A 22,785-nucleotide genomic window follows, 5' to 3' on the forward strand; every position below is an offset into this window, starting at 1 on the left:
CGAACTGCATGGCTGGATACGAGAGTTTTTGGCGCTGTAGTTTGCATTATGCAAACTGCATGTTTAGTTGCGGAGGTTTGTGGCGCTGAAGTTTGCATAATGCAAACTTCAGGGTTAGTTGTCACCTATATAGAGGTTTAAATAGCGAAAATCCGAACTTCTTTGCTCTTGCAGCAAGTAAGTTCGGTTCGATGATCGGACATCTTGAGCAACGAATAGATTCAAATGGCCTATTTCCCTCGCTGCCTTTCCGCGTAAGTAGAGAGCCCAATATTGAATTTACTCCGCCGAAAGGTTCGGATCTGCCTCCCGCTTCCCTTCAAGCAACTCTGTCATTTGCGAATATTCTTCATCAGATAAAGCGGTCTTAAGCATATCCTCTACTTGAACCAGTTCTTCCGCAGTTAATCCGCCTTGTAAGGCATCCGATAACACCTTTAACTGATCCTGCTTGAGCTTAGACACCACCATCGCGTACAAAGCCTGTCTTTCCGATTCCGTTAGCTGCTTCATTTCTATCTGACCACCAAGCACTGGAGTGCTATTATCGTCCCCGTCTTCTACTTCAGGAGCAGCACTAGCTTCCGGACCCGGTTCAGGCGATTCGCTAGGTTCTCCATTACTAGAGGTATCCGGGTCTGAATCTATGCTATCATTAGCCAAACTCTTGTCGGATGGGGGCTCAGAAGCATTCGAAGCTGGTGACTCCTGTACAATTTTATCCTCACTCTGATCATTTTGCTGCTTACTCTCTTCTTTATTCTCATTTGAGTTACTAGCTAAAGCTGCTTCCTGAGGAGCTTTCTCCGCACCCCACAGCTTGCCCCAGACTCCCGACAATGCGAACGGCTGTGTCTGCAGCGGCAAATCTAGCTGCTTAATTACCGTTTCCATATAGCTATTCACAATATAGCCCGTTGTCCAAATACACAAGAAGCTGAGCAACAAAGCCGTCGCTCCCATCCGGATGACCCAGCTTACCCATTTAAACATTTCTCTACCTCCTGCTATAAGTACTCATAGCATTAAGTATGGGCAAACCTCTCTTTAATCATTCCTATCTTCAGCTACTATGTTTGACTTAAGGACATTTTCATAGAAAAAAAACCCCGTTAGCATTCATCAGATGTGTCCCCGGGGGCGCTCCAATGCTGCATAATTGGTGTTTCATACCCGCCAGCGATATATCATTATTCATTAGGTTACGGCTTCTACCTTAGCTGGAGCACCGCCAACCATACTCGGAGTTAGATAGGTCATTACGTCAAAAAAAGCCGTTCAACGGATATTTCATCCACCGAACGGCTTTGATTTTATGAATTACATTCCGTAAATTGGAACAACCTGATTCGTCTGCTCACGGTTACGGCCGACGGAGAATATCGCGATCGGAATGCCAGTGAGCTCCGATACACGCTCTACGAATTTACGAGTATTCTCAGGCAAGTCACTCAGTGTCTTCGCGTTAGAGATATCCTCGCTCCAGCCCGGCAGCTCTTCATAAACCGCTTCGCATTCTTCCAGCAGCTTAAGGTTCGCTGGGTAGTGCTCCATCAATTCGTTACGGAACTTATAGGCCGTACAGATCTTCACTGTCTCTAATCCCGATAATACGTCTAGCGAGTTGAGCGATAAACCTGTAATTCCGCTAACACGACGAGCATGACGCACCACTACGGTATCGAACCAGCCTACGCGGCGCGGGCGTCCTGTTACCGTTCCGTACTCATGTCCCTTATCCCGAATCCATGAACCAAGCTCATCATGAAGCTCGGTTGGGAAAGGACCGTCGCCGACGCGGGTTGTATAGGCTTTGGCTACGCCAATGACTTCTCTGATCTTGGAAGGGCCTACGCCGGAACCGATACATACTCCGCCGGCAGATGGGTTGGAGCTCGTAACATAAGGATACGTTCCTTGGTCGATATCGAGCATAACGCCTTGTGCGCCTTCGAATAGAACCTTCTTGCCATCATCGATTGCATCATTTAACACAACTGAAGTATCGGTGACGAAAGGACGAAGGAATTCCGCCAGCTCCAAGTATTCCTTTATGATGCTTTGGGCGTCTAGAGGTTCACCATTATACATTTGACTGATCACTTGATTTTTATCTGCAATGATGCTGAGAGCTTTCTCCTCGAAAGCTTCCGCGACCATCAAATCTGCGATACGAATGCCGTTACGAGCGGCTTTGTCCATATAACATGGACCGATTCCCTTACGGGTTGTTCCGATTTTGTTATCGGCTTTACGATCTTCCTCAAGTGCGTCTAGCACGAGATGGTAAGGCATAATAACGTGAGCGCGATCGCTGATTTTTAGGTTATCCGTAGAAAACCCATTATCGCGGATATATTTAATTTCCTCCACCAAAGCACCAGGATTAATGACCATCCCGTTACCGATGACGCATATTTTGTTTTCGTTAAAAATCCCGGATGGAATCATCGTTAGCTTGTACTTTTTGTTCTGTATAAGAATGGTATGCCCTGCGTTATTACCACCTTGGTAACGAGCAATGACGTCGGCTTTCTCGGCTAGAAAATCTGTGATTTTCCCCTTGCCCTCGTCTCCCCATTGCGTACCTACGACAACGACTGTTGACAATGCAATCCCTCCATATCCGGAGTGTTAGTCACACCGGCATGATAATGCTGCCCGAACTCACTGCGATCAGGTAGGCTGTTGACCGAGCGTGACCTATGGTCACGAAATCAGTCACATTCCTGACGATCATCCATAACTCATAGATCGCAGGCAGCATAAACAGTGTAGCAACTTGATCCTTGGAAGTCAACGAAAAAACGAACAATTCCACAGGTGTATAAACTAATGTTCGGGATTTAGCCCAATATTCATCACTTTATGCACTTCCGGCATACGCTTCCCCATGAGATCGATCAAGACTGACGAATTTGTTGTAGTTCTTCAAGAAGACAAGCTCTACCGTGCCGACCGGACCATTCCGCTGCTTAGCGATAATAATCTCGATAATATTCTTCTTCTCCGATTCCTTATCATAATAATCATCCCGATAAAGGAACGCAACAATATCAGCATCTTGCTCAATAGATCCGGATTCCCGAAGGTCAGACATCATCGGACGTTTGTCTTGTCGCTGCTCAACGCCCCGTGAAAGCTGAGACAGTGCAATAACAGGCACTTCTAACTCCCGCGCAATCTGCTTCAAAGTACGGGATATTTCCGATACTTCCTGTTGACGATTCTCACCGGCCTTGCCTCGACCCTGAATAAGCTGAAGGTAGTCGATGAGAATCATGCCGAGCCCTTTCTCTTTCTTCAGTCGACGACACTTAGCCCTAATATCCGAAACCGTAACTCCCGGCGTGTCATCGATGTATATTTGGGCTTCGGATAAAGCGCCGATTGCCATCGATAGCTTCTCCCAATCATCACCCTTTAGTTCTCCGGTTCTCATCCGAGTCGCATCAACATTGGATTCAGCGCATATGATCCGCTGAACTAGCTGCGGCGCCGACATCTCGAGACTGAAGATTGCAACGGTCTCTGTCGATCGAACAGCCACATTCTGTGCAATGTTCAGAGCAAATGCGGTCTTTCCTACGGAAGGACGTGCCGCAACAATAATCAGGTCATTCGGCTGAAACCCGTTCGTCATCTTGTCAAGATCGATAAACCCGGAAGGTATGCCCGCTACTCCACCCTTGTTCGTATAGAGGAACTCTACCTTCTCGAATACCTCCATTAGCACGTCACGAATACTAATGAATCCATGTGCAGCGCGGCGGCTCGATATTTCCATAATTCGAGCCTCAGCATCATTTAGCAGCACTCCCACGTCGTCTTCCGTCGCATAGCCGCTGGAGACGATTTGAGTTGCCGTGCGGATCAAGCGTCGAAGAATAGATTTCTCTTCTACGATCTGTGCATAATATTCAACGTTTGCTGCTGTTGGAACGGAGTTCGCAAGCTTAGCCAAGTACATGACCCCGCCGACTTCGTCTATTTGTCCTAGATCTTGAAGACGAGCAGTTAACGTTACAAGGTCAATCGGCTCATTGTCATCGTTAAGAGCAACCATCACGTCATAAATCCGTTGATGGGAGACGCTATAGAAATCTTCAGGCTTCAATTTCTCCATAGATGTAATAAGCGCTTCTGCTTCAAGCAGGATAGCGCCTAGAACAGCTTGCTCCGCCTCAAGGTTCTGGGGCGGAATACGATCGTATAACAGTTGTTCTCCGCTTCCGCTCATCGGACTATTCCTCCACGACTTGTACGTTTAGCGTTCCCTTTACGTCGGGATATAACTTCACCGTTACTTTAGTTACGCCTAAAACACGGATTGGATCGTCCAACTCGATCTTACGTTTGTCGATTTTAATTTTATGTCCTTCTAGTGCTTCCGCGATTTGTTTGCTCGTAATGGCTCCGAATAACCGTCCGCCTTCTCCGGCTTTTGCTTTAATAATCACTGTCATTTCGGACAGCTTGGCCGCAAGAGCCTTGAACTCATCTTTCTCTTGCTCTTTCTTCTTCGCTGCGGAGGCAGCCATTTGATCTAACGATTTCTTAGCTCCTTCGGTTGCGATTTGAACAACGCCTTTAGGAAGCAAGAAGTTACGAGCATAGCCCTCCGATACTTCTTTGACTTCGCCCTTTTTTCCTTGTCCCTTAACATCCTGCAAAAAGATTACTTTCATTCGAACAACCCCTCTTCATTTTCGAGATCTTGCAATACTTGTTTTAATTTAGCTGATACTTCCATCACATTGCCTTGGATTTGAGTGGCTGCATTGGTGAAATGTCCGCCTCCGCCGAGTCTCTCCATCACGATCTGTACATTGATCTGTCCAAGTGATCTTGCGCTCACGCCAACTAGTCCGTCTGGCCGTAATCCAACTACGAATGAGGCTTTGATTCCTGTCATATTCAGCAGCGTATCGGCTGCCTGGGCGATTAGCAGCTGCGGCACCTGCTTACCGTTATCGGCTACTGCAATAGCAATGCATTCTCCATAGGTTTCAGCGTGACGGATAATTTCCGCCTTCCGGATGTATTCTTCCAAGTCCTCTTTCAGCATCCGCTGAATGAGCACCGAATCAGCGCCGTTGCGGCGAAGGAATGATGCTGCCTCGAAGGTCCGAGAACCCGTACGGAAGGCAAAGCTCTTCGTATCTACGGTGATCCCCGCTAATAAGGCGGTTGCTTCCCTTACATCTAATACAACACGCTCGTGGATATATTGCAGCAGCTCTGTTACGAGCTCGCATGTGGATGATGCGTACGGTTCCATGTATACAAGAACAGCCTCGTCGATAAATTCTTCACTGCGCCGATGATGATCGACAATAACGATTCGATCCGTCCCTTGCAGAAGCTTAGGCTCTGCCACCATTGTAGCGCGATGCGTATCCACAACTACCGCTAAAGATCTCTTGTTCATTAAACCCATGGCTTGTTCGGGCGATATGAATCTTTTGGTTAATTTCTCATCGTCTTTAAGCATATCCATCATCTTCTGAATAGCCGGATTAACGCCTTCAAGGACGATGAATGCCTCTTTGCCGTATAGCTGGGCTGCCTTCAAGACCCCAATAGCGGCTCCGACCGAATCCATATCAGGCATCTTATGTCCCATAATAATAACATTAACGCTTTCCTTCATGAGATCTCGCAAGGCGTGAGAGATGACCCGCGCTCTTACTCGTGTCCGCTTCTCAACCGCATTGCTTTTGCCTCCATAGAAGCTTTGGCGTTGTCCCATCTTCACGACGGCCTGATCACCCCCGCGTCCAAGCGCGATATCCAAGCTTCCTTGTACATTATGACCGAGCTCGATAACATTGTCCGTTCCCGATGCGAAGCCGATGCTCAGCGTCATTGGTAGCTTCTGTTCAATCGTGATCTCCCGAACGTCATCCAGCAGCTCAAATCGGGACTGCTCCAAATTTTTGAGACCTATATGATTCGTAATAATCATATAGCGATCAGAGGATAAACGACGAAGGAACAACCCATACTTAAGCGCCCATTCATTGATTTCTCCGGTTACCTTAGATAACATCAACGCGCGCTGCTGCTCATCCATCCCTTGGGCAACCTCTTCCAGGTTATCCATCATCACGATGCCAAGAGCTAATTTCTCCTCCTCATAACGCTTCTTAATGGTCCATCGATCCGTAATATCTCGAATATAGAGAACTCGTTCGTTAGCGCGAAGAATGATCTCATATACGCGTCCGCTGATGGTAACCTCAACGTTAGGTTCTTTGTCCTTAGGCGACTGCTGGAGAATAGGGAAATGGGCGGCCAAAGGCTCTCCCACGATAGATGTTCGACCGATAACTGTCGCTACGAATGCATTATGCCATTGAATCTCTTTGTCTTCATTAAAAATGATAATGCCAAACGGTAAATGGCTGATGACCTCGTTGCCCACGCTTTTGATGCGGTGAGACAACGTCAGTATATAATCGTTCAAATCCTTACGAAAAGCTCGCTCCGCGAGTATGCCGTAAACGGCAATACCTCCACCAAGCGCCAAACCTAAAAAACCGAGCAGCCATTGGTACCACGCCAAAGCAACGGTTAACATGAAGATGAGCACTAACGCCCAGACGATATGCATACCGTGCCATCGCTGCACGAGAAATTTGGGCATATCCGCTTTCGCTCCCGTCTATTTTACGAAATATTTACGCAGCGGAAAGGCTACGTCGATCAATCCAATCAGATAAAACGGGGAGAACATTAGAACGGGAATAGCAATAAGAATTGGAACGGCCCTGGGCCACTTTTTGGCGTCGGCTAGAAAGAAGAAAAATCCGACCGCTTGCACCGTGAACACAAATCGCAAAATCGGAACAAGGTTCGAAACCACGACAGACCAATATCCGCCTTCTTCTGCGGAAATGAACAGACTGGCGATGATAGCAATCAGGTAATAGAACACCAAGCTTCTTGGCACTCTCCAGGTTTTGGCTTGCGGTAATGCGGGAGCTTGAATATCCACTGTACGAAGTGCCAGCCTAGATAAGCCATGAGTGACAATCGTGAAGAGAAATGCTGACAGGAGCAGCAGCATAGGCAATACATTTACAATTGATTCGCTGAAGGCTCTCGCTGTTTCTGCCGCCCAGCCTGCAGGGAATAACTCGCCATTCTCTAGCTGCTTCAAGTTTTCCGTCAATAAGGCTGCCAACTCTGCGGAGAGATCAATATCGAATTGTACAGAGAACAGGACCAGCTCCAATAGAAGCTGCACTAATACAACGATAAAACCGACCAATATAGCCGTTCTCGCGGTCGATCCTTTCTTATACAAATGCCCCATTGCAAGCGAAGGTACGAGGAAAAAGAATGCGAGCGTCAGTACGATCGGACCATAAGCACCAGACAACAGGTAGGCGATCAGTCCGATTGCTGCAATATGTGCGGCGAAAATCTTCGGCTTTAACATCGTGTATAGAACGACAAAGGGAGTCATGATCAGAAAAGTCGTTACGACGTTCAGGGGTGTTGATAACGTAAGCAGTAACATTAACGCCGCTGCACTCCAGACCAGCGACTTCCAGCCATTATTCAACTCATTCACCTCTTGAAAATAATGCAAAAGCCCAGAAAGCTGCAAACCTTATTATATCATAAAACCAGCCCAACACGACAAACGCGGAAAAACCCGGAAACATTATACTGCGTCCGGGTTTTAGGATTCATTATGACTATTTAACTTAGCAGCAGCTAAACTTATTAAGCATCCAGCTTAAAGCCGTTTTCAGCCTTAGTTAGCTTCCAGCCATGTGTTTTCAGAGCAAATAACGGTACATATTTACGATCTCCAACTGACAGCATTTCCGTTCTGCTGCCATCTTCCCAGATCAGCTTATAACCCCGCTCCAGTATCAGCTCTCCCGTTATCGGCTTCGGAATATTCACTTCAGCAGCTTCAGCAGCGCTGGACGTAATCCTCGCATTACGCTTATGCTTGTCCCATTCAAACGTATAACCATGTGCGGCTAACGCTTCTAAGTCTACATAATTCGAGCTCCGGTATTCAATCAGAGGGATGGCCGCCCCCTCCCAAGAGAGTGTCGATACGCCTTCTTTCACCCTTAAGAATTCGCTCTTAATCGGTTGACCCACGCGAATGTTCTTGTTAATGCCTTTCTCGTCCAATGCGACTTGTCCATTAACAAGAACATATTTAATTCCCGCTGACACAATCTCCGGCTTCTCGACAGTAGACTTATCACTGATCGTATTGAAGTCGAACACGACGACATCCGCGTCCATTCCCTTAGCGATACGCCCTTTCTTTCGCAGAGCCGGGGATTGCTTCTCTAGCCGCTGTGCAGGCATAAGGGACATCTTCGCAATCGCGTCGGAAAGTGAGATTACGCCTTCCTCACGGACGTAGAGACCGACCGTTCTTGCAAACGTTCCAGAGGCTCGAGGATGGTTATTGAAGCCTGGCTCGAGAATCGCATCACTGCCGATCATAACGTAGGGAGCCTTCAGCGAATCAATAACATCCTGCTTCGGAATCGCATAGGCAACAGCCAGCTTGCCCTGTTGCTGATACTTCCGGAAGGATTCGGATGTTAGACGCTCATTCGTCCCGGCAATCTGAAGATCCTCGTAAGAGATGCGGAATCGCTCCTGCCAACCCTCGTCGAAACGTGCGGAATTCAGATAGGTTCCCCAGTAATCGTAGGGATAGATACAGGAAGTGATATCAAGTCCCTCCGCAATCGCATCCGCTACCAGCTGCAGCGACTGCGTCATCGAGAATGTCCCGCCTGTACTATTGATATGATCGATATGAACTGCCGCGCCCGAAGCACGAGCGTAACCTATCAGTTCGTTGATCGCATCAATATTCGTACCCGGCTCTTCCATGTCCGAATATCTAGCGTGGAAATAAACAGGAACATTATATTCCTTCGCCAGCTTCATGAGCGGAAGAATTTCTTTGTCATTCACGCCCGGGACATATTCTAAGCTGAACGAAATGCCTAGTGCTCCATTATTCAGGGCCTTCTCGGCCTGGTCAACCAAGGTTTGCGTTTGTGCTGGTTTAGCCGTGTCGTAACGACTTAGCTTAAACTGATTACGTGCTTGAGTGTAGAAGAAGGAAGCTCCGAAGTGAACCGGCGTTTTGTTGCGAACATAATACGGATACCACTTCTCAGGACTTGTTGTGCCGCCATGCATGGCGATGTTAGTCGTTACCCCATCCGCGATCTTATTCCATACCCCAACCGGATTCGGATCATAAGATAGATTATCGATAAATCCCGGAGATACCACGAGTCCCGCTGCATCTATTTCCCTTTTTCCAGTTACCTTCTGATCGGTTACAAGAGCGATCTTGCCCCCTTGTATAGCTACATTAAGCCCATCCCGATCCAGCTTCGTCTCAGGGTTAATGACCCGACCGTTTGAGATGACCACATCATAGATTTTGCTTAATTCGGAAGCTGTAGGCACATCTAAGACAGGTTTAACTGTAGCGGATGGTTCATTTGATGGCTCTTTACTGCCTTCAGAGGTAGAGCTTGGGCTAGCCGGTGAAGAAGATGACGAATTCCGCTCACCTATCCCGTCGCCGAACAAATTATTAACAGCCCATATTCCCCCGGCAATAATCACGATACACAGCAGCAACATCAAAGGAAATAAAATGCGGTTACGCGAATTCTTCTGGCGGTATGTCATCCGGTCCTCCGAGGGTGTCCAATATTTCCCTACGCTTCCCTTTTCAACTCTTTTTCATCCATATTAAAAGGAAGAAGCAGCTTCTTACAATAATCAATAATGTCACTGCGTCGCACAATACCAATAAATCGATTCATATCGTCAACAACCGGGACGAAATTCTGTGTCTTAGCTAGAGAGATCAAGTCCTCCATATTCGCATCAATGCGTACCGCAAGATTATTCATTCTTAACGGAACATCACATAAAGATACTCGATGAAGCTGATCGAATGAGAGCTCTGGATGACTCTTTAGGTACCACAGCAGATCACCTTCCGTTACCGTGGATTTATATTCACCAGACTCGCTAATTACCGGTACAGCTGAATAACGATGGCGTTCCATTCGTTCTAACGTTTGACGCAATGTGGCCTCTTCATTCACACAAATAACATCTTGTTTAGGCAATAAGAAAAATGCGATATTCATATTTAGGGTTTCCTCCTCCGTCACAGCGAAAGAACCGCGGCCTTTAGCCACGGCACTTCTATTATAACATGCAGAGCTTTCTACTCACCATTATGATGTTTTGTCTACTGTTTGTTAAGCTGCTTCTTTCGGTTGCTGAGTTGATTGATCCGCACTAGGATCTTGTGGAACTTGCAGCTGCTCAACAGGTGTTTCGGGATTTAGCCAAGCTGCTATCGTTACACGTACAGCCGTTAAATCCTCTTCATCCGCAACGAAATACCATAAGTTATTTGAACCTGTACGCTTACCTTCACCCTTAAGCGTATAGCTTTTAATTTCTTGGCCATTTTGCAAAAAATTCTTAGCGAGCCCGCTCATCGACTCTAGTCGAAGATCCGTAGTAAAGTTGTCTCCAACGATATCTAGAATATCTGGAATCTTGGTCCATTGCTTCATAGAGGAGGATTTGCTCATTAAAGCTTCAAGAAACACGCGATTGCGTTCCGTACGGGACACATCACCGCCAGCATCCTCACGATAACGAACATAATTAAGTGCATCTACTCCGTCATAACTATCCTGGTTCGCTTTTACTACAAATTTCTCGTGATCCGCATCATCGTTCACAATATCCTTGCCAATAGGAAGTACGATTCCACCCAAAGTATCAACAACTTTTACAAAACCTTGGAAGTCGATTGATGCATAATGATCAACTTTAGAATCAAGCAGCGCCTCCACACTATTAACGGCCATCTCCGGTCCACCGTAAGCATATGCGTGCGCGATTTTGTCCTTCGTATCCTTACCCACAATATCCGCATACGTATCACGGGGAATAGACAGCATAAGAACCTTGCCATCCAGAGGACGAACGACTGTATAGATTAATGTATCCGATCGGCCGCGTTCTTCTGCTCGCGCATCTACTCCCATAAGAAGCATGCTGAAAGGATTTCTCACTTGCGGCACTTCTTCATTTTCCGTACGATTCTTCAGAGGAACATAGGAATCCTCGAAGCTCGCCTTTACCTTGTCTGACAATAATATGTCATAGCCGAAAGCAGACAATGCACCTCGGTTTGCATACGCCACTCCGGCAGCTATGACAATTAGCATGATAGAACTAATTATAATCATTTTTAAACGACGATTGTTACGCATAGTTTATCTCTTCCTCTCTTTACTCTCTCCTGGTTCAGTTTATTTATCTGAAAGCCCATTAAGTTCCGGACCCCTAATATACGATATAAAAGCTAAGATAGTTACAATTGACACCCCATTTCCTTATTAAACTATTCTCATTTATTCAACACTTGCGTGAAAATGAAAAACGCTGCCGGAGATCCGGCAGCGAATTAGGATTAAACCATAACTGCAGATTTACAAATGTTGTCGATTATGACATCAAGCGCTGTGGATAGGTCTATTTCATAGGGAGCTTTCAGCTTCTCTCCCTGTTCGTTTTGTAGCACCCTTACGACGGGCCTGGACGGAATGGCCAGGTTTTGCCGACAAACCACTCCTCTTTCCCTCGTGCTCAACTTGACGCTTAGTCCGACCGGATAAATGGCTACTTTGTTTCGAAATAAGGTTACTTTCTTAATATCGTATAGACTTCCGGCATTCGCATACAGAATTTCCAAGGCGTGGTGAGGTGCGATCGAGTTGCGATAAGCCCGCGGATGGGTCATCGCGTCGTAGGAATCGAGCATGCCGATCCAGCGTGCATAGTCATGGATTTGCTTATCTTTGAGGTTATAAGGATATCCGCTGCCGTCGATACGTTCGTGGTGCTGCAGCGCGCAAGTTGCAGCCAATAGTGGAAGGCCTGTATTGTCCTTTAGCATGCGGAAACCGATTTCCGTATGCTTCTTTATCTCTGCATATTCATTCTGTGTAAGCTTGGAACTGCTTAATAATAGTTTGGATGGGATTTGAATGTTACCTATATCGTGAAGCAGAGCACCAAGGCCCAATTCAATCAATTCATTCCGGGAATAGCCCTGCAGCATGGCTAGCTTAGTAGAATAAATGCATACATTGATGGCATTCTGGCAAAAATACTGCTCCAAGCTTGTTGCAGGAACTATATTCATTGTCGTTAATGAAACGAGATTTCGATTATCATCACTTAAATCTTCAATTACTTTCATTATTCCTTTGAATAACATCCGGGTAATGTCTGACATCTGATCCGAATTGCCGAATGAAGTGGTTGCACTGAACTTCGTGAAGACCCTCGACAACGTCATGCGAAGCTGGGTGCGCGTCTCTTCCCGGATCGACTCTTCGATTGGAATATCTTCAGTCTCGGCATCCTCAATATACAAGTAATCTATTCCCATACGAGTCAATTTTTTTATCATAAATTGAGTTAGCTCAACATGATAACCGAGCATAACTTGGCCGCTCTCGGAAAGAACCGCCTTGCCCAGACGCATTCCGGGAAGACACTGGGCTATTGGAACAATAATCACAACTAATTCCCTTCCCTCAATGATAGACTTGTCCTACAAATATTGACGACCATTTCAGTATAAGGACAACAATTCAAATAATCTGTTGGATAATGTCATACAAAAAAATATATTTCTAGGGATTGCAACATGTATGCACGACGACAAAAAAAGGCTGCAGCAGGTTTCCAACTTGCAACCTGTCACAGCCCACGGCCCCCATTGGAAGCGGCCCCTCGGTTATTACACTCATCATACTCCGGCACTCATCCGGTAACTTCCGTTAAAAGACTCGGCTGAGCAATAGCTCTCTAGTTAGCCCACATCCAATACCCTACTTTCTCCCTATGAACACTTCAGCCCAGTTCCACGGTAATCGAATTTAGTCGAATTAAAGTACCTTTCTATCCATCTCTATGTTTCACATTAGCTCATAGCTCACAGGTTACCAGAATCAAAAAGAAAAGCACCCCGAAGGGTGCCTGGAATACTACTCCGTTGTGTATGGCAGCAATGCCATTTGGCGGGAGCGTTTGATCGCTACCGTTAACATGCGTTGGTACTTCGCTTTTGTTCCTGTTACGCGACGTGGCAAGATTTTGCCGCGCTCGCTGATGAACTTACGAAGCAGGTCCAATTCTTTGTAATCAACGTGAGTTATTTTATTCACCGTGAAGTAGCAAACCTTCTTGCGTTTGTTACGTCCGCCACGGCGGAATTTACGGGGCTCGCGTTGCTCGCCACGATCTCCACCGCGATCTCCGCCGCCGCCACCGCCGCCTGTACGACTGTGCGCTGGGCGCTCTTCACGTGCTTGAGGTTGAGAAGTTGTTTGTTCACTCATTTGTTATCCGTCCTTTCCAGTTAAAATGGCAAATCATCGTCCGATATATCAATCGGTCGCCCGTCATCCGCGAAGGGGTCGCTATTATTGCTTTTACCGCTGTTGCCAGAGCCAGAGCTGCGATTACCGCCTCCGTACCCGCTTCCGCCTGCAGTTCCAGAGCCGCCTGACTCGTCTCTTCCTTGACCGCCGCCCTCTCGGTTGGCTGATTCCAAGAATCTAACGTTGTCTGCGATGACCTCCGTTACATACACACGGCGTCCTTCGTTGTTCTCGTAGTTACGCACCTGGATGCGTCCTTCTACGGCGGCCAAACGGCCTTTACGAAGATAATTGGCACACGTCTCAGCGAGCTGTCTCCACGTTACGATTGGGATAAAATCCGCTTCGCGCTCTTCTTTACTGCCAGAGAACTGACGGTCTACCGCAAGTGTAAACTGAGTAACAGCAACGCCTGCCGGCGTGTAACGCAATTCGGGATCCTTGGTCAAACGACCTATGAGAATAACTCGGTTCAACATTGCGGGTTCCCTCCACTAACATGACATAAAAGCTTGCGGCGGATATCCGCCTGGTGTCGTGCGGTCTTACGCGACTTCTCTGACAATGATATGACGGATAATTTCATCCGTAATCTTCAGAACGCGTTCCAACTCCGTCACAACTGCTGGCGAAGAAGTGAAGTGGACCAACACATACGTCCCATCGCGGTGTTTGTTGATCTCGTAAGCTAAACGACGTTTACCCATAATGTCGTGCTTCACGATCTCTCCGCCGTTCACGATGATGCCCTGGAATTTCTCCACGACAGCTTGAACGGATTCTTGTTCCACGTCCGGACGGATAATGTACATCAACTCGTAGTTGCGCATCTTCCGTTACCTCCTTTAGGTCTTTGGCCCCCCACTTTGTATACCGGTGAGCTTGTCATTCGGCAGGGGAGCAAGGAGTATGCATTCAATCGCATACCTGAATACTTTATCACAACAGTCCGAATACCGCAAGGAATTTCACGTCACACTAACACTCAGGACAGGGGGTGACAGACAATGGGTGAGCAAACCGAATTTGAACCGGGACAACGGGCTCCGAATGACGGAGAATATATGGAGATCGGAGAAGATTCTTTCCATATGGGCATCAACAATCCTGCTCATGTCGAAATGCGCAAAGGTCAGCAATTTCCCGAGACATCCAATCAAAATCGCAAATGGAAAAAGGTTAAACGGCAGCGTCAGAATTAATTAGCGATCGGTTGTGTATATTGTCAGCCCATTTGAGTCATTCTATATTTCGGCGACGATAATAGAGAGGTGTGGTTCCGTTGAACGAATTTGGGCAACAACCGCTGAAAGAAACGAACCAATCGGAGTAGGAAGCGAGGCGTTGTGCTAAAGACACTTGTCTGTAACACAAACAACTGCGAATGCAGACCGTAACCGAAGCGCTGAGTTGTACTCAGCAACGTCATGGCAACGATCTTGAACTCATTACACGTCGCCCGAAGAACCCTGCGAAGGGTTCTTCGTTGTTCTATTCGATATCATTTGATTTGATCGCGATTTGAAGCAATAGCTTCGTCTCCGGATCGTCCAATCGGAGGCCCAGCTCGTTCTTGATTCGATCGAGCCGGTAGTTGATCGTGTTATAGTGAAGAAACATCCGCTCCGCTGTCTCCTTCGCGTTGCAATTGCATTCGAAGTATGTCCTAAGCGTGTTCAGCAGTGCACTTTGCTGTTTGCGGTCCAGCTCGAGCAGCGGGTCTAAGTATAGCCGCTTGTACTCTTCCATCTCCTCGGTTCCTTGCAGCCGATACAGCAGCAAATAAACCCCAAGCTCATTATATTGCAGAGTTTCCCCCTTCAACTGGCAGACGCGTCTAATTTCCGCCGTGCGTTTCGCATCGCGATAGCTGCCCCCGACTTCGCCATAGCCGCTTGCCACTCTGCCAAGGCATAGCGATCCCCGCCTCTCATGCAGCATCGGTCTGATGAACGACCCCGCATGGTTAATCAGTTGATGCTGCTTGGAATGCCGTGCGTTCGAGCCAGCCTCCTCCCCCCGCAATGTAAACAAAGCTACAAGCTCCCCTTCAAGCACAGTCCACTTCACTTCGCTCTTGAGGGAATCGCTCTCCCAATTGAGCCGCTTCGCCAGCTCCTGAAGCGCTTTGACATCCGGCTTCTGCTCCCAGAACGACACAATTCCGGCTATATATGCCGAAGCTTCCGCAAGAGGCCATCCGCAAGCTTCCGCACGCAGCCGTAAATCGACGCCAGATGAAATTCGACCAGCCAGCCAGTCCTGCAGAAACTGATCGAAGTATTTCACTTCAATATTTTTTCTAGCTTGCATGTTGCTTATTTCAAACCCGAGCAACCGCCCCGCCCAATTAATCGTAAGCGTATCGACAGTCCCATAATCGGTTGTGTATTCGAGAAATAATAGCAGGTAGGAACGCACTTGCCCATCAGGCACCGCCGCCACATGAACGCGGATGCTTCGATCCCCTATCTGCAGTACATTGGTCTCCAGTAATTGATCGGTACGGATTTTGCCCCATTCCGACTCTTCAATAAGCTCGCATAGCGGTTCCGCATCGATAGACACTGTTCTCTGGTTATGCGGATCAAGCAGAATGACCGGATTACGAACCATTACCTGCAGATGATTAAGAAATACAGGCAGCCCGTCTCCGTGCAGCAGCACGTGAGACAGGCGTTGAACCCTTCCTTGGAGAACCGTCAGATCTTTCGATTCAGAGACAAGCACCCGTTCCATCACTTCACGAACAACGTCGGAGAATGTAGTGCTCGGCGGAAGCTCAATCAGAGGTATGCCATGCCGGTTGGCCGCATCGATGGCGGCCTTCGGTACTTCATCGAAAAACCGTTTGGTCTTAACGCCAAGAGCGGCGACACCTTTGTGCGCCAATTGCTCGATGAGCGTCACGAGCACTCCCGGATCATCCTTGAACGGATAACCCGTTGTCATAAGAAGCTCTCCTGGCCGAACCCAATCGACGACGTCAGGCACCTCCATCACGTTGATTCTGCTTATGAGTCCGTCCAAGCCCGCACTGCCGCCAAGAAGAATGGCATCCTTTAAATGGGGGACATCGAACAATGATTTTACCGTAAATCCTTCTCTGACCGGATCATCCATTTCTCTCTCCCTTTCCCTGTGACGGCAAGCACTGTATGCATTTCTTATTGTTGTATGGCTTCAATCAGCGGTAGAGTAAGCGACGTCCAACCAAAGATACCGCCCTGCTGCCGCACCATGTGAATAGCTGCAAGTTGATCGACCGGATCAAACGCAGCCGTCGCATCCTCCAGCACGAGACAACGATACCCGCGATCATTTGCCTCACGCAGCGTTGTATGGACGCATACATGAGTCGTAACTCCACAGATCAGAAGCGACTCCATGTTGTTTTGTTCTAACAGGTGTTCAAGATTCGTCTTGTAGAACGCGCCTTTGCCCGGCTTATCGATAACAATCTCATTCTCTAACGGGGTAAGCTCGGGAACGATCTCATGACCGGTCTCGCCGCGAATAAGTATACGCCCCATCGGACCGGCATCGCCGATTCCCGCTCCTTGCTTCTTGCTTCGTTCCAGCTTAGCAGGCGGACAATCGGACAAATCCGGCAGATGACCTTCCCGCGTATGAACAACCAGAATTCCGGCATCCCGAGCTGCTTGAAGCAGCTGCTGGATGACCGGAATGATCGCGCGCGTCAATGTGATGTCATTGCCAAGCTTCTCGCCGAATCCACCCGGCGAGCAGAAATCATTCTGCATATCGATTATGATAAGCGCCGTGCGTGTCGGGCTGAAATCGAACGCATAAGGAAGAGCTTCCTTCACAACGTTCACCGAAATCGCCTTCTTCCTTCTATTGTCCTTGCAGCTTTCGTTCAGTCGGAACCGGAACCAGCGTCGTTTCGAAGAACCGATTCTGCGGCACTTTCTCCTCGACAGGCAGGAAAATACTAATTTGCTCCGTTGGCGCCGTGTCGTCGTTTACAACTGAATGGACCACTCCCGCCGGAACGTGGAAAGTATCCCCAGCTTTATAAGGCTTCCATTCCCCGTTACAGAGCAACCGAACTTTACCTGCCGTAATATGAATGATCTCCGCCACATCATGATAATGAGGAAGAACGGCGCCGCCGACGCCGATCTTCTCCCACAATACCGAGCTGGCTCGTATACCCATCGTGTCGGCTTCAGCAGCCGACACGATTTCACGATGATAGAGGGCAATGTGATTGGGCATGAGCGACCATTCCAGCTCATCCGCCATTTTCACTGATGTTCGTACTTCCGTCATGATCCGTTGACCCTCCCTGCGTATTGTCGCACCGGCTTGGGATACCCTTCCGATGTTCCATCCTTTTCATTTCGTCTTATTGCGGAATGCTGCCAATAACGCCCTCTACCAAGTAGTCCGAGCCTTCCAATTGCTCGACGGCCGGTGTCTCTCCTTCGTTAATGCGCACAGTACCCGCTTGATCCTTCACCGGACCGGCGAATGGCAGCAATGTTCCCTTCAGCAGCTCATCCTTTTTACCTTGCACGAATTGTACGACATCAGCTGGAACATTAGCACCGAACGAGCCTATTTGCACGATATCGTCAGCGAGTGTACCGCGGAACTTACCATCATATTTGCTGCCTTTGAAGCTGCCTTCTTGTGCTGTTTTAACCATATCTACGAACAGATCCGGCCAGTTCCATACAGAACCGGTGATCCATCCATTCGGAGCGAGGGAAGAAGCATCCGCATGGTAACCTACCGTCATAATCCCGCGGCGCTCTGCAGTGTCGATAACAGTCTTCATGCAATCTTGGTGCAGGCTGAGTACGTCTACGCCTCCATCAATAAGCGAGTTCGTTGCATTCGCTTGCTGACCCGGGTCACACCAGCTGCCCGTGAATACGACTGATGTTGTAACATCTGGATTCACCGATTGGGCGCCAAGGGTAAAGGCGTTGACGTTGAGCAGTACTTGCGGAATTGGAACGGATACGATGTAGCCAAGCTTGCCGGATTTGGACATTTTACCCGCTGCTATACCGGCTAAGTACACGGGCTCCCAGATCGTACCGAAATAGGTGCCGAGATTGTTCGCCGTCTTCAATCCGCCTTGATGGTAGAACACGACGTCCGGATGACGCTTTGCCACGTTAAGCGCTGGCTCCAAGTGTCCATATGAGGTCGGGAAAATAATTTGGGCGCCATCTTTAATCATTTGCTCCATAACACGTTCTGCTTCAGCCGTTTCAGGTACGTTCTCCGCACGAAGAACCTTTAAATCCGGATTGGCCTCCTCAACTGCCACACTTCCAAGATACGCGGCTTGGTTGTACCCGTAGTCGTCTTTTGTTCCAACGAAGATAAAGCCGACTGCGCTTCCTCCAGTTCCCATTGTGCTGTTGTTCTCTGTGCTTACCGGCTCTGGACTATTCGCTGAGCTGTTCGAGTTGTTGCCTGGCTGACTGCAGCCGGTAATAAGCATAATCATAGCTAAAGTTCCTAGGACGAGACTGCTTGCTTTCCTTTTCATTCTTTTTTTCATGATGATATTCCCTCCACTTTTTTATCTATTTTGTTTGTTGCATAAATCCATCGTTACGTTCCGGCATTCACTCGCTGCCTTCCCCCGCGAATACCCTGCCTAAAGCCTCCGGTGTCTGACTCTGCTTTCTTCGCTCAACGATGAGTAATGCGATTAATGTCAGAAGATACGGAACCATGAACAGGAAGAACGGAGAAATGGCGAGCCCTTGCTGCTGCACGGTCAACTGGAGCGCCTGAGCGGCTCCGAACAAGTAGGCTCCTAGCATTGCTCTTGCCGGTTTCCAGGAAGCGAAGATGACAAGCGCGACAGCGACAACACCTCTGCCGGCAGTCATATTTTCAACCCAGCTGTGCGTATAAGCGACGGACAATTGCGCGCCGCCCAATCCTGCTAGAAATCCGCCGGCCAATACCGCCAAGTACCGGACAAGCTTCGGGTTAATACCGCTGGAGAACAATACTTCCTCCCGCTCCCCGGCCGTTCGCAGCATAATGCCGATCCGGGTACGGAAGATAACAACCCATAGAAGGGGTACAAGCAAGATAGACAAGTAGGTCAGAGGATCATGGTTAAACAAGATCGGTCCAAGAAAAGGAATGTCGGATAACACCGGGATAGCAACGGGATTAAACCCGACAATCTGCTGGCTAACGAATTCTCGACCGAAGAAAGCTGTAACACCCATCCCGAAAAACATAATGGTAAGTCCGGTTGCCAGTTGGTTGGCGCCGCAGCTCAGTACGAGAAACGCGTGAATCGAGGCGATCAACAAGCCGCACAGCCCGCCCGCCAGCGCGCCAAGCCAAGGACTTCCGCTCCATACCGTCACCGCGAAGCCTCCCAATGCGCCGCCTAACATCGATCCTTCAGTACCCAGATTGATAACTCCCGCCCGCTCCGATACAAGCTCTCCTTGACTCGCCAGCATAACAGATGTTCCGGACCGAATCGCTCCAGTCAATATATCCGCGATCATCGTTTCGCCCACCTTCCGCTGCCGAGTATGAAGAACAGGACTAACGCCATCAGAATGTTAACGGACGAAGACGGCAAGCCCGAACTAATCTCCAGCGTGTTACCCGCGACACTGATCATCCCAAGCAGAAATGCCGTAACGATCAACCGTAACGGATGATTCCATGCCATCATCGCCGCGAGGAAGCCTAAATATCCGAAGTTCGCGCCGGTTGATGCCCGAAGCCGTCCCTCAATGCCGGCAATTTCGATCATCCCCGCAATACCTGCCAGCATCCCTGCGGCAATAAGTACCCAGAAATACATTTTGTTAAGGTTTAAGCCCGCACGTTGAGCAGCCAATCGGTTGCTGCCTAACACTCTGATACGGAAACCGAGCCGCGTCTTCGATAAGACGAACCAGACGAGCACCGCAAGCACCAAAGCAGCTATGAAGCCGATGTGCAGCCGAGTTCCATTCACGATTGGAAGTCGAAGCGACGAAGAAATTTCCGGTGAAAAAGGCCAGTTAAACGACTTTGTGTCCTTCAGCATGCCGTGTACGAAGAAACCAACAGTGAATGTGGCAACATAGTTTAGCAGCACACTCGTAATCGTCTCATTTAGACGCCCTTTGACCTTCAATACAGCGACTAACCCGGCCCATACCGCTCCACCTAACGCACCAGCAAGCATCATCAGAGGGATTCCAAGCCATGCAGGGAATTGTCCTAAATAAAATACGGCAAACCAGGTGGCGAACAATGCTCCGATGGCCAGCTGTCCCTCACCGCCGACATTTACCAAGCCCGCTTTGGCAGGAAGCGCCGCTGCCAAACCTGTCAGCACGAATGGTGTTGCTTTAAGCAGCACTTCACCGAACCCGTACAAATCACCGAACGTAGACTCTATCATCGATACGTACAAGTTTACGGGGTTAACCCCATAGCAGAGCAGAAACAATCCATACACGATGAATGGGGAAATCATAATTAATGCTTGTTTACCCCAAGGCTTAATCCGGCCTAGAAAGGAATAACTTCCGGCTGACAACGCGATCGTAGCCGCTTGTTGTTTCACGCAGATTCTCCTTTCAACATGCGATAACCGATTTGGGTAACATCAGTTTCAGAAGGAAGGTACGGTCCGATGAGCCGCTTCCCAGAGAGAACGACCAGTTGATCAGACAGCTTGAACAATTCATCTAAATCCTCTGAGAATAAAATAATAGCCGTGCCTTGTTCAGCCAACTCAATTAAATGCTGCTGGATCGTACGAGTCGTACCGATATCCAGACCTCGACTCGGATAGCTAACGATCAATATTTCCGGTTTGCGAATGAGTGCCCGAGTGAGCACCATACGTTGCACATTCCCTCCGGACAACGTATCGGCTCTTCTATCGCCTTCTGCCAAGGCAAGTGCAATCGCCTCAGGGCTGTTATCCAGCTCGCCCCGGATATGCTTCCAATCGATGCCTGCACCTTTGTGTTCAAGAGCAATCCCGTCAAGCACCATATGCTCCATAATGCTGAAGCCGGGAATAACCGATTCCCTAATCGGATCTTCCGAAACAAAGCTGACTCCCGCTTCCATGAAAGCCTTAGTGCCATCTTTCATATCCACCCCGTTGATCGTTAATGTACCGGCTGTCAGCTTACGTAACCCGAAAAGCACCTCAGCCAGCTCGCGTTGTCCGCTGCCCGATATCCCCGCAACTCCGACAATTTGACCTTTGGGCAACGTTAGTTGCAGCTCGCTTAATATTGATTCACCATGGTCTCCGCTGATGGTACCACCCGTAATTTGCATGGCGGCTTCCACTTCTCGATTACTCTTTGAGTTTGGTTTAATAACTGGCCTCAATGTCTTATCCCCCATCATGGCGGAAATAAGAGTATCACTCACGAGCCCCTCCTCACGCTTTGCTGTATATGTGATTTGTCCGCTTCGAAGTACGCTGACTTGATCCGCACAGGCAAGGACTTCGTTAATTTTGTGTGTGATAAGCAGAATGCCGTAGCCATTCTTGCGTAGCAGATCCAACATCCTCAGAAACGATTCCACTTCTTGAGGAACCAGTACGCTTGTCGGTTCGTCAAAAATAATGATTCGCGTTCCTGACGCCAGCAGCACCTTTACGATTTCGAGTCGTTGCCGCTGCCCAAGATCGAGCTCCCAGACGTAAGCATCGGGATTTAGCGCCAGCCCGTATTTCGCCGAAGTGTCAACAATTTGTTGACGAAGCTTCTTCCTATTAAAGCGCCAGCCTGTTTCAACTGCCAGGGCGATATTATCAAGAACGGTTAGCGCGGGTACAACTCGAAAATCTTGAAATACCATCCCGATGCCCCTTGCCCGCGCTTTCGTCGGAGGATGAAGGGAAACCCGTTCGCCTTCCATGTACACTTCGCCCTCATCCGGCTCGTATACGCCATACAGCATTTTCATGAGCGTGCTTTTACCCGCTCCGTTTTCTCCTAGAATGGCATGAATTGTGCCGGGAGTGACCTCCAAATCAATGCTTCGGTTGGCGATCAATGATCCGAATCGTTTAGTGAGTCCTTTGGCTTTGAGGAGATACGGAACTTGACCGTTATCAGTTTCCATCACGACCCACCCCTTTTAATGTTATGTAATATAACACTAATGATCTGTTTCCTCTTATAAACCGATTATATACCACTTTAATGTTATTATCTTTATACTAATCGCACAAAATATTGGACTGTATTTTATTAACCGTTAATAAAGATTACATAAACATAACATATGTATTCCG

General features: G+C 48.3%; 21 protein-coding genes and 1 pseudogene. 1 reads left to right on the top strand and 21 read right to left on the bottom strand.

Features of this window, described 5'->3' with window-relative positions; genetic code table 11:
* Positions 1-279: 279 nt before the first annotated feature.
* The 14 genes and pseudogenes from ACESLK_RS14955 to rpsF form a co-directional block, all read right to left on the bottom strand.
* Positions 280-993: an ICP22 family protein gene (locus ACESLK_RS14955; protein WP_373230336.1), complete on the bottom strand. Its 714-nt coding sequence runs from the start codon at positions 991-993 to the stop codon at positions 280-282.
* A 327-nt stretch (positions 994-1,320) separates the two neighbouring features.
* Positions 1,321-2,610, bottom strand: a complete 1,290-nt coding sequence (locus ACESLK_RS14960; RefSeq protein WP_373230337.1) for an adenylosuccinate synthase — start codon at positions 2,608-2,610, stop codon at positions 1,321-1,323.
* 28 nt (positions 2,611-2,638) lie between these two features.
* Positions 2,639-2,821: a hypothetical protein gene (locus ACESLK_RS14965; protein ID WP_373230338.1), complete on the bottom strand. Its 183-nt coding sequence runs from the start codon at positions 2,819-2,821 to the stop codon at positions 2,639-2,641.
* A gap of 45 nt (positions 2,822-2,866) precedes the next feature.
* A complete protein-coding gene (gene dnaB, locus ACESLK_RS14970) occupies positions 2,867-4,240 on the bottom strand; it encodes a replicative DNA helicase (RefSeq protein WP_373230339.1) in 1,374 nt (457 codons plus the stop codon).
* A gap of 4 nt (positions 4,241-4,244) precedes the next feature.
* Positions 4,245-4,688, bottom strand: coding sequence for a 50S ribosomal protein L9 (gene rplI / locus ACESLK_RS14975; protein ID WP_373230340.1), 444 nt, complete (start codon positions 4,686-4,688; stop codon positions 4,245-4,247).
* Entirely contained in the window at positions 4,685-6,649 is a 1,965-nt protein-coding gene (locus ACESLK_RS14980; RefSeq protein WP_373230341.1) for a DHH family phosphoesterase, read from the bottom strand. The genes rplI and ACESLK_RS14980 overlap by 4 nt, the downstream gene beginning before the upstream one ends.
* Before the next feature lie 18 nt (positions 6,650-6,667).
* A complete protein-coding gene (locus tag ACESLK_RS14985; RefSeq protein WP_373230342.1) occupies positions 6,668-7,582 on the bottom strand; it encodes a DUF2232 domain-containing protein in 915 nt (304 codons plus the stop codon).
* A 155-nt stretch (positions 7,583-7,737) separates the two neighbouring features.
* Positions 7,738-9,705 (bottom strand): amidohydrolase family protein, encoded by a 1,968-nt coding sequence (locus ACESLK_RS14990; RefSeq protein WP_373230343.1) that lies wholly within the window; start codon positions 9,703-9,705, stop codon positions 7,738-7,740.
* A 29-nt stretch (positions 9,706-9,734) separates the two neighbouring features.
* The gene (locus ACESLK_RS14995) at positions 9,735-10,175 is read right to left on the bottom strand and encodes a CBS domain-containing protein (RefSeq protein WP_373230345.1); all 441 of its coding nucleotides are present in this window, start codon (positions 10,173-10,175) and stop codon (positions 9,735-9,737) included.
* A 114-nt stretch (positions 10,176-10,289) separates the two neighbouring features.
* The gene (locus ACESLK_RS15000) at positions 10,290-11,321 is read right to left on the bottom strand and encodes an LCP family protein (protein ID WP_373230347.1); all 1,032 of its coding nucleotides are present in this window, start codon (positions 11,319-11,321) and stop codon (positions 10,290-10,292) included.
* Positions 11,322-11,521: 200 nt separating this feature from the next.
* Positions 11,522-12,601 carry an HD-GYP domain-containing protein gene (locus ACESLK_RS15005; RefSeq protein WP_373230348.1) on the bottom strand — a complete coding sequence of 360 codons (1,080 nt, stop codon included), beginning with the start codon at positions 12,599-12,601 and terminating at the stop codon, positions 11,522-11,524.
* Between the two features lie 505 nt (positions 12,602-13,106).
* Positions 13,107-13,340 (bottom strand): annotated as a pseudogene (gene rpsR / locus ACESLK_RS15010) (30S ribosomal protein S18); the annotation flags it as partial.
* Between the two features lie 140 nt (positions 13,341-13,480).
* Positions 13,481-13,981, bottom strand: coding sequence for a single-stranded DNA-binding protein (gene ssb / locus ACESLK_RS15015; protein WP_373230349.1), 501 nt, complete (start codon positions 13,979-13,981; stop codon positions 13,481-13,483).
* Between the two features lie 66 nt (positions 13,982-14,047).
* Entirely contained in the window at positions 14,048-14,332 is a 285-nt protein-coding gene (gene rpsF, locus ACESLK_RS15020) for a 30S ribosomal protein S6 (RefSeq protein WP_373230350.1), read from the bottom strand.
* A 177-nt stretch (positions 14,333-14,509) separates the two neighbouring features.
* On the opposite strand from rpsF, the gene ACESLK_RS15025 reads away from it, so the two are divergent.
* Complete coding sequence (locus tag ACESLK_RS15025) at positions 14,510-14,704, top strand: YjzC family protein (protein WP_373230351.1); 195 nt, start codon at positions 14,510-14,512, stop codon at positions 14,702-14,704.
* Positions 14,705-14,993: 289 nt separating this feature from the next.
* Here the strand turns inward: ACESLK_RS15025 and ACESLK_RS15030 are convergent, their stop codons facing one another.
* From ACESLK_RS15030 to ACESLK_RS15060, 7 genes are all read right to left on the bottom strand, one after another.
* Positions 14,994-16,625, bottom strand: a complete 1,632-nt coding sequence (locus ACESLK_RS15030) for a PucR family transcriptional regulator (RefSeq protein ID WP_373230352.1) — start codon at positions 16,623-16,625, stop codon at positions 14,994-14,996.
* 44 nt (positions 16,626-16,669) lie between these two features.
* A complete protein-coding gene (locus ACESLK_RS15035; RefSeq protein ID WP_373230353.1) occupies positions 16,670-17,341 on the bottom strand; it encodes a cysteine hydrolase family protein in 672 nt (223 codons plus the stop codon).
* Positions 17,342-17,360: 19 nt separating this feature from the next.
* Complete coding sequence (locus tag ACESLK_RS15040) at positions 17,361-17,798, bottom strand: cupin domain-containing protein (protein ID WP_373230354.1); 438 nt, start codon at positions 17,796-17,798, stop codon at positions 17,361-17,363.
* A gap of 76 nt (positions 17,799-17,874) precedes the next feature.
* On the bottom strand, positions 17,875-19,047 hold the full coding sequence (locus tag ACESLK_RS15045; protein ID WP_373230355.1) for a BMP family ABC transporter substrate-binding protein: 1,173 nt from the start codon (positions 19,045-19,047) through the stop codon (positions 17,875-17,877).
* A gap of 67 nt (positions 19,048-19,114) precedes the next feature.
* Complete coding sequence (locus ACESLK_RS15050; protein ID WP_373230356.1) at positions 19,115-20,026, bottom strand: ABC transporter permease; 912 nt, start codon at positions 20,024-20,026, stop codon at positions 19,115-19,117.
* Complete coding sequence (locus ACESLK_RS15055; RefSeq protein ID WP_373230357.1) at positions 20,023-21,084, bottom strand: ABC transporter permease; 1,062 nt, start codon at positions 21,082-21,084, stop codon at positions 20,023-20,025. Before ACESLK_RS15055 ends, ACESLK_RS15050 begins: the two co-directional genes overlap by 4 nt.
* Positions 21,081-22,613 (bottom strand): ABC transporter ATP-binding protein, encoded by a 1,533-nt coding sequence (locus tag ACESLK_RS15060; protein WP_373230358.1) that lies wholly within the window; start codon positions 22,611-22,613, stop codon positions 21,081-21,083. The genes ACESLK_RS15055 and ACESLK_RS15060 overlap by 4 nt, the downstream gene beginning before the upstream one ends.
* Positions 22,614-22,785: the final 172 nt, after the last annotated feature.

Origin of the sequence: Cohnella sp. (assembly GCF_041640265.1) — a bacterium.
GTDB lineage: Bacteria > Bacillota > Bacilli > Paenibacillales > Paenibacillaceae > Cohnella.

Bases quoted from the DNA above. Each gene is read 5' to 3' on its own strand.
- ACESLK_RS14955 (WP_373230336.1), bottom strand. From the start codon at position 993: ATGTTTAAATGGGTAAGCTGGGTCATCCGGATGGGAGCGACGGCTTTG.
- dnaB (WP_373230339.1), bottom strand. From the start codon at position 4,240: ATGAGCGGAAGCGGAGAACAACTGTTATACGATCGTATTCCGCCCCAG.
- rplI (WP_373230340.1), bottom strand. From the start codon at position 4,688: ATGAAAGTAATCTTTTTGCAGGATGTTAAGGGACAAGGAAAAAAGGGC.
- ACESLK_RS14980 (WP_373230341.1), bottom strand. From the start codon at position 6,649: ATGCCCAAATTTCTCGTGCAGCGATGGCACGGTATGCATATCGTCTGG.
- ACESLK_RS14990 (WP_373230343.1), bottom strand. From the start codon at position 9,705: ATGACATACCGCCAGAAGAATTCGCGTAACCGCATTTTATTTCCTTTG.
- ACESLK_RS14995 (WP_373230345.1), bottom strand. From the start codon at position 10,175: ATGAATATCGCATTTTTCTTATTGCCTAAACAAGATGTTATTTGTGTG.
- ACESLK_RS15000 (WP_373230347.1), bottom strand. From the start codon at position 11,321: ATGCGTAACAATCGTCGTTTAAAAATGATTATAATTAGTTCTATCATG.
- ACESLK_RS15005 (WP_373230348.1), bottom strand. From the start codon at position 12,601: ATGCGTCTGGGCAAGGCGGTTCTTTCCGAGAGCGGCCAAGTTATGCTC.
- ssb (WP_373230349.1), bottom strand. From the start codon at position 13,981: ATGTTGAACCGAGTTATTCTCATAGGTCGTTTGACCAAGGATCCCGAA.
- rpsF (WP_373230350.1), bottom strand. From the start codon at position 14,332: ATGCGCAACTACGAGTTGATGTACATTATCCGTCCGGACGTGGAACAA.
- ACESLK_RS15025 (WP_373230351.1), top strand. From the start codon at position 14,510: ATGGGTGAGCAAACCGAATTTGAACCGGGACAACGGGCTCCGAATGAC.
- ACESLK_RS15030 (WP_373230352.1), bottom strand. From the start codon at position 16,625: ATGGATGATCCGGTCAGAGAAGGATTTACGGTAAAATCATTGTTCGAT.
- ACESLK_RS15040 (WP_373230354.1), bottom strand. From the start codon at position 17,798: ATGACGGAAGTACGAACATCAGTGAAAATGGCGGATGAGCTGGAATGG.
- ACESLK_RS15045 (WP_373230355.1), bottom strand. From the start codon at position 19,047: ATGAAAAAAAGAATGAAAAGGAAAGCAAGCAGTCTCGTCCTAGGAACT.
- ACESLK_RS15050 (WP_373230356.1), bottom strand. From the start codon at position 20,026: ATGATCGCGGATATATTGACTGGAGCGATTCGGTCCGGAACATCTGTT.
- ACESLK_RS15060 (WP_373230358.1), bottom strand. From the start codon at position 22,613: ATGGAAACTGATAACGGTCAAGTTCCGTATCTCCTCAAAGCCAAAGGA.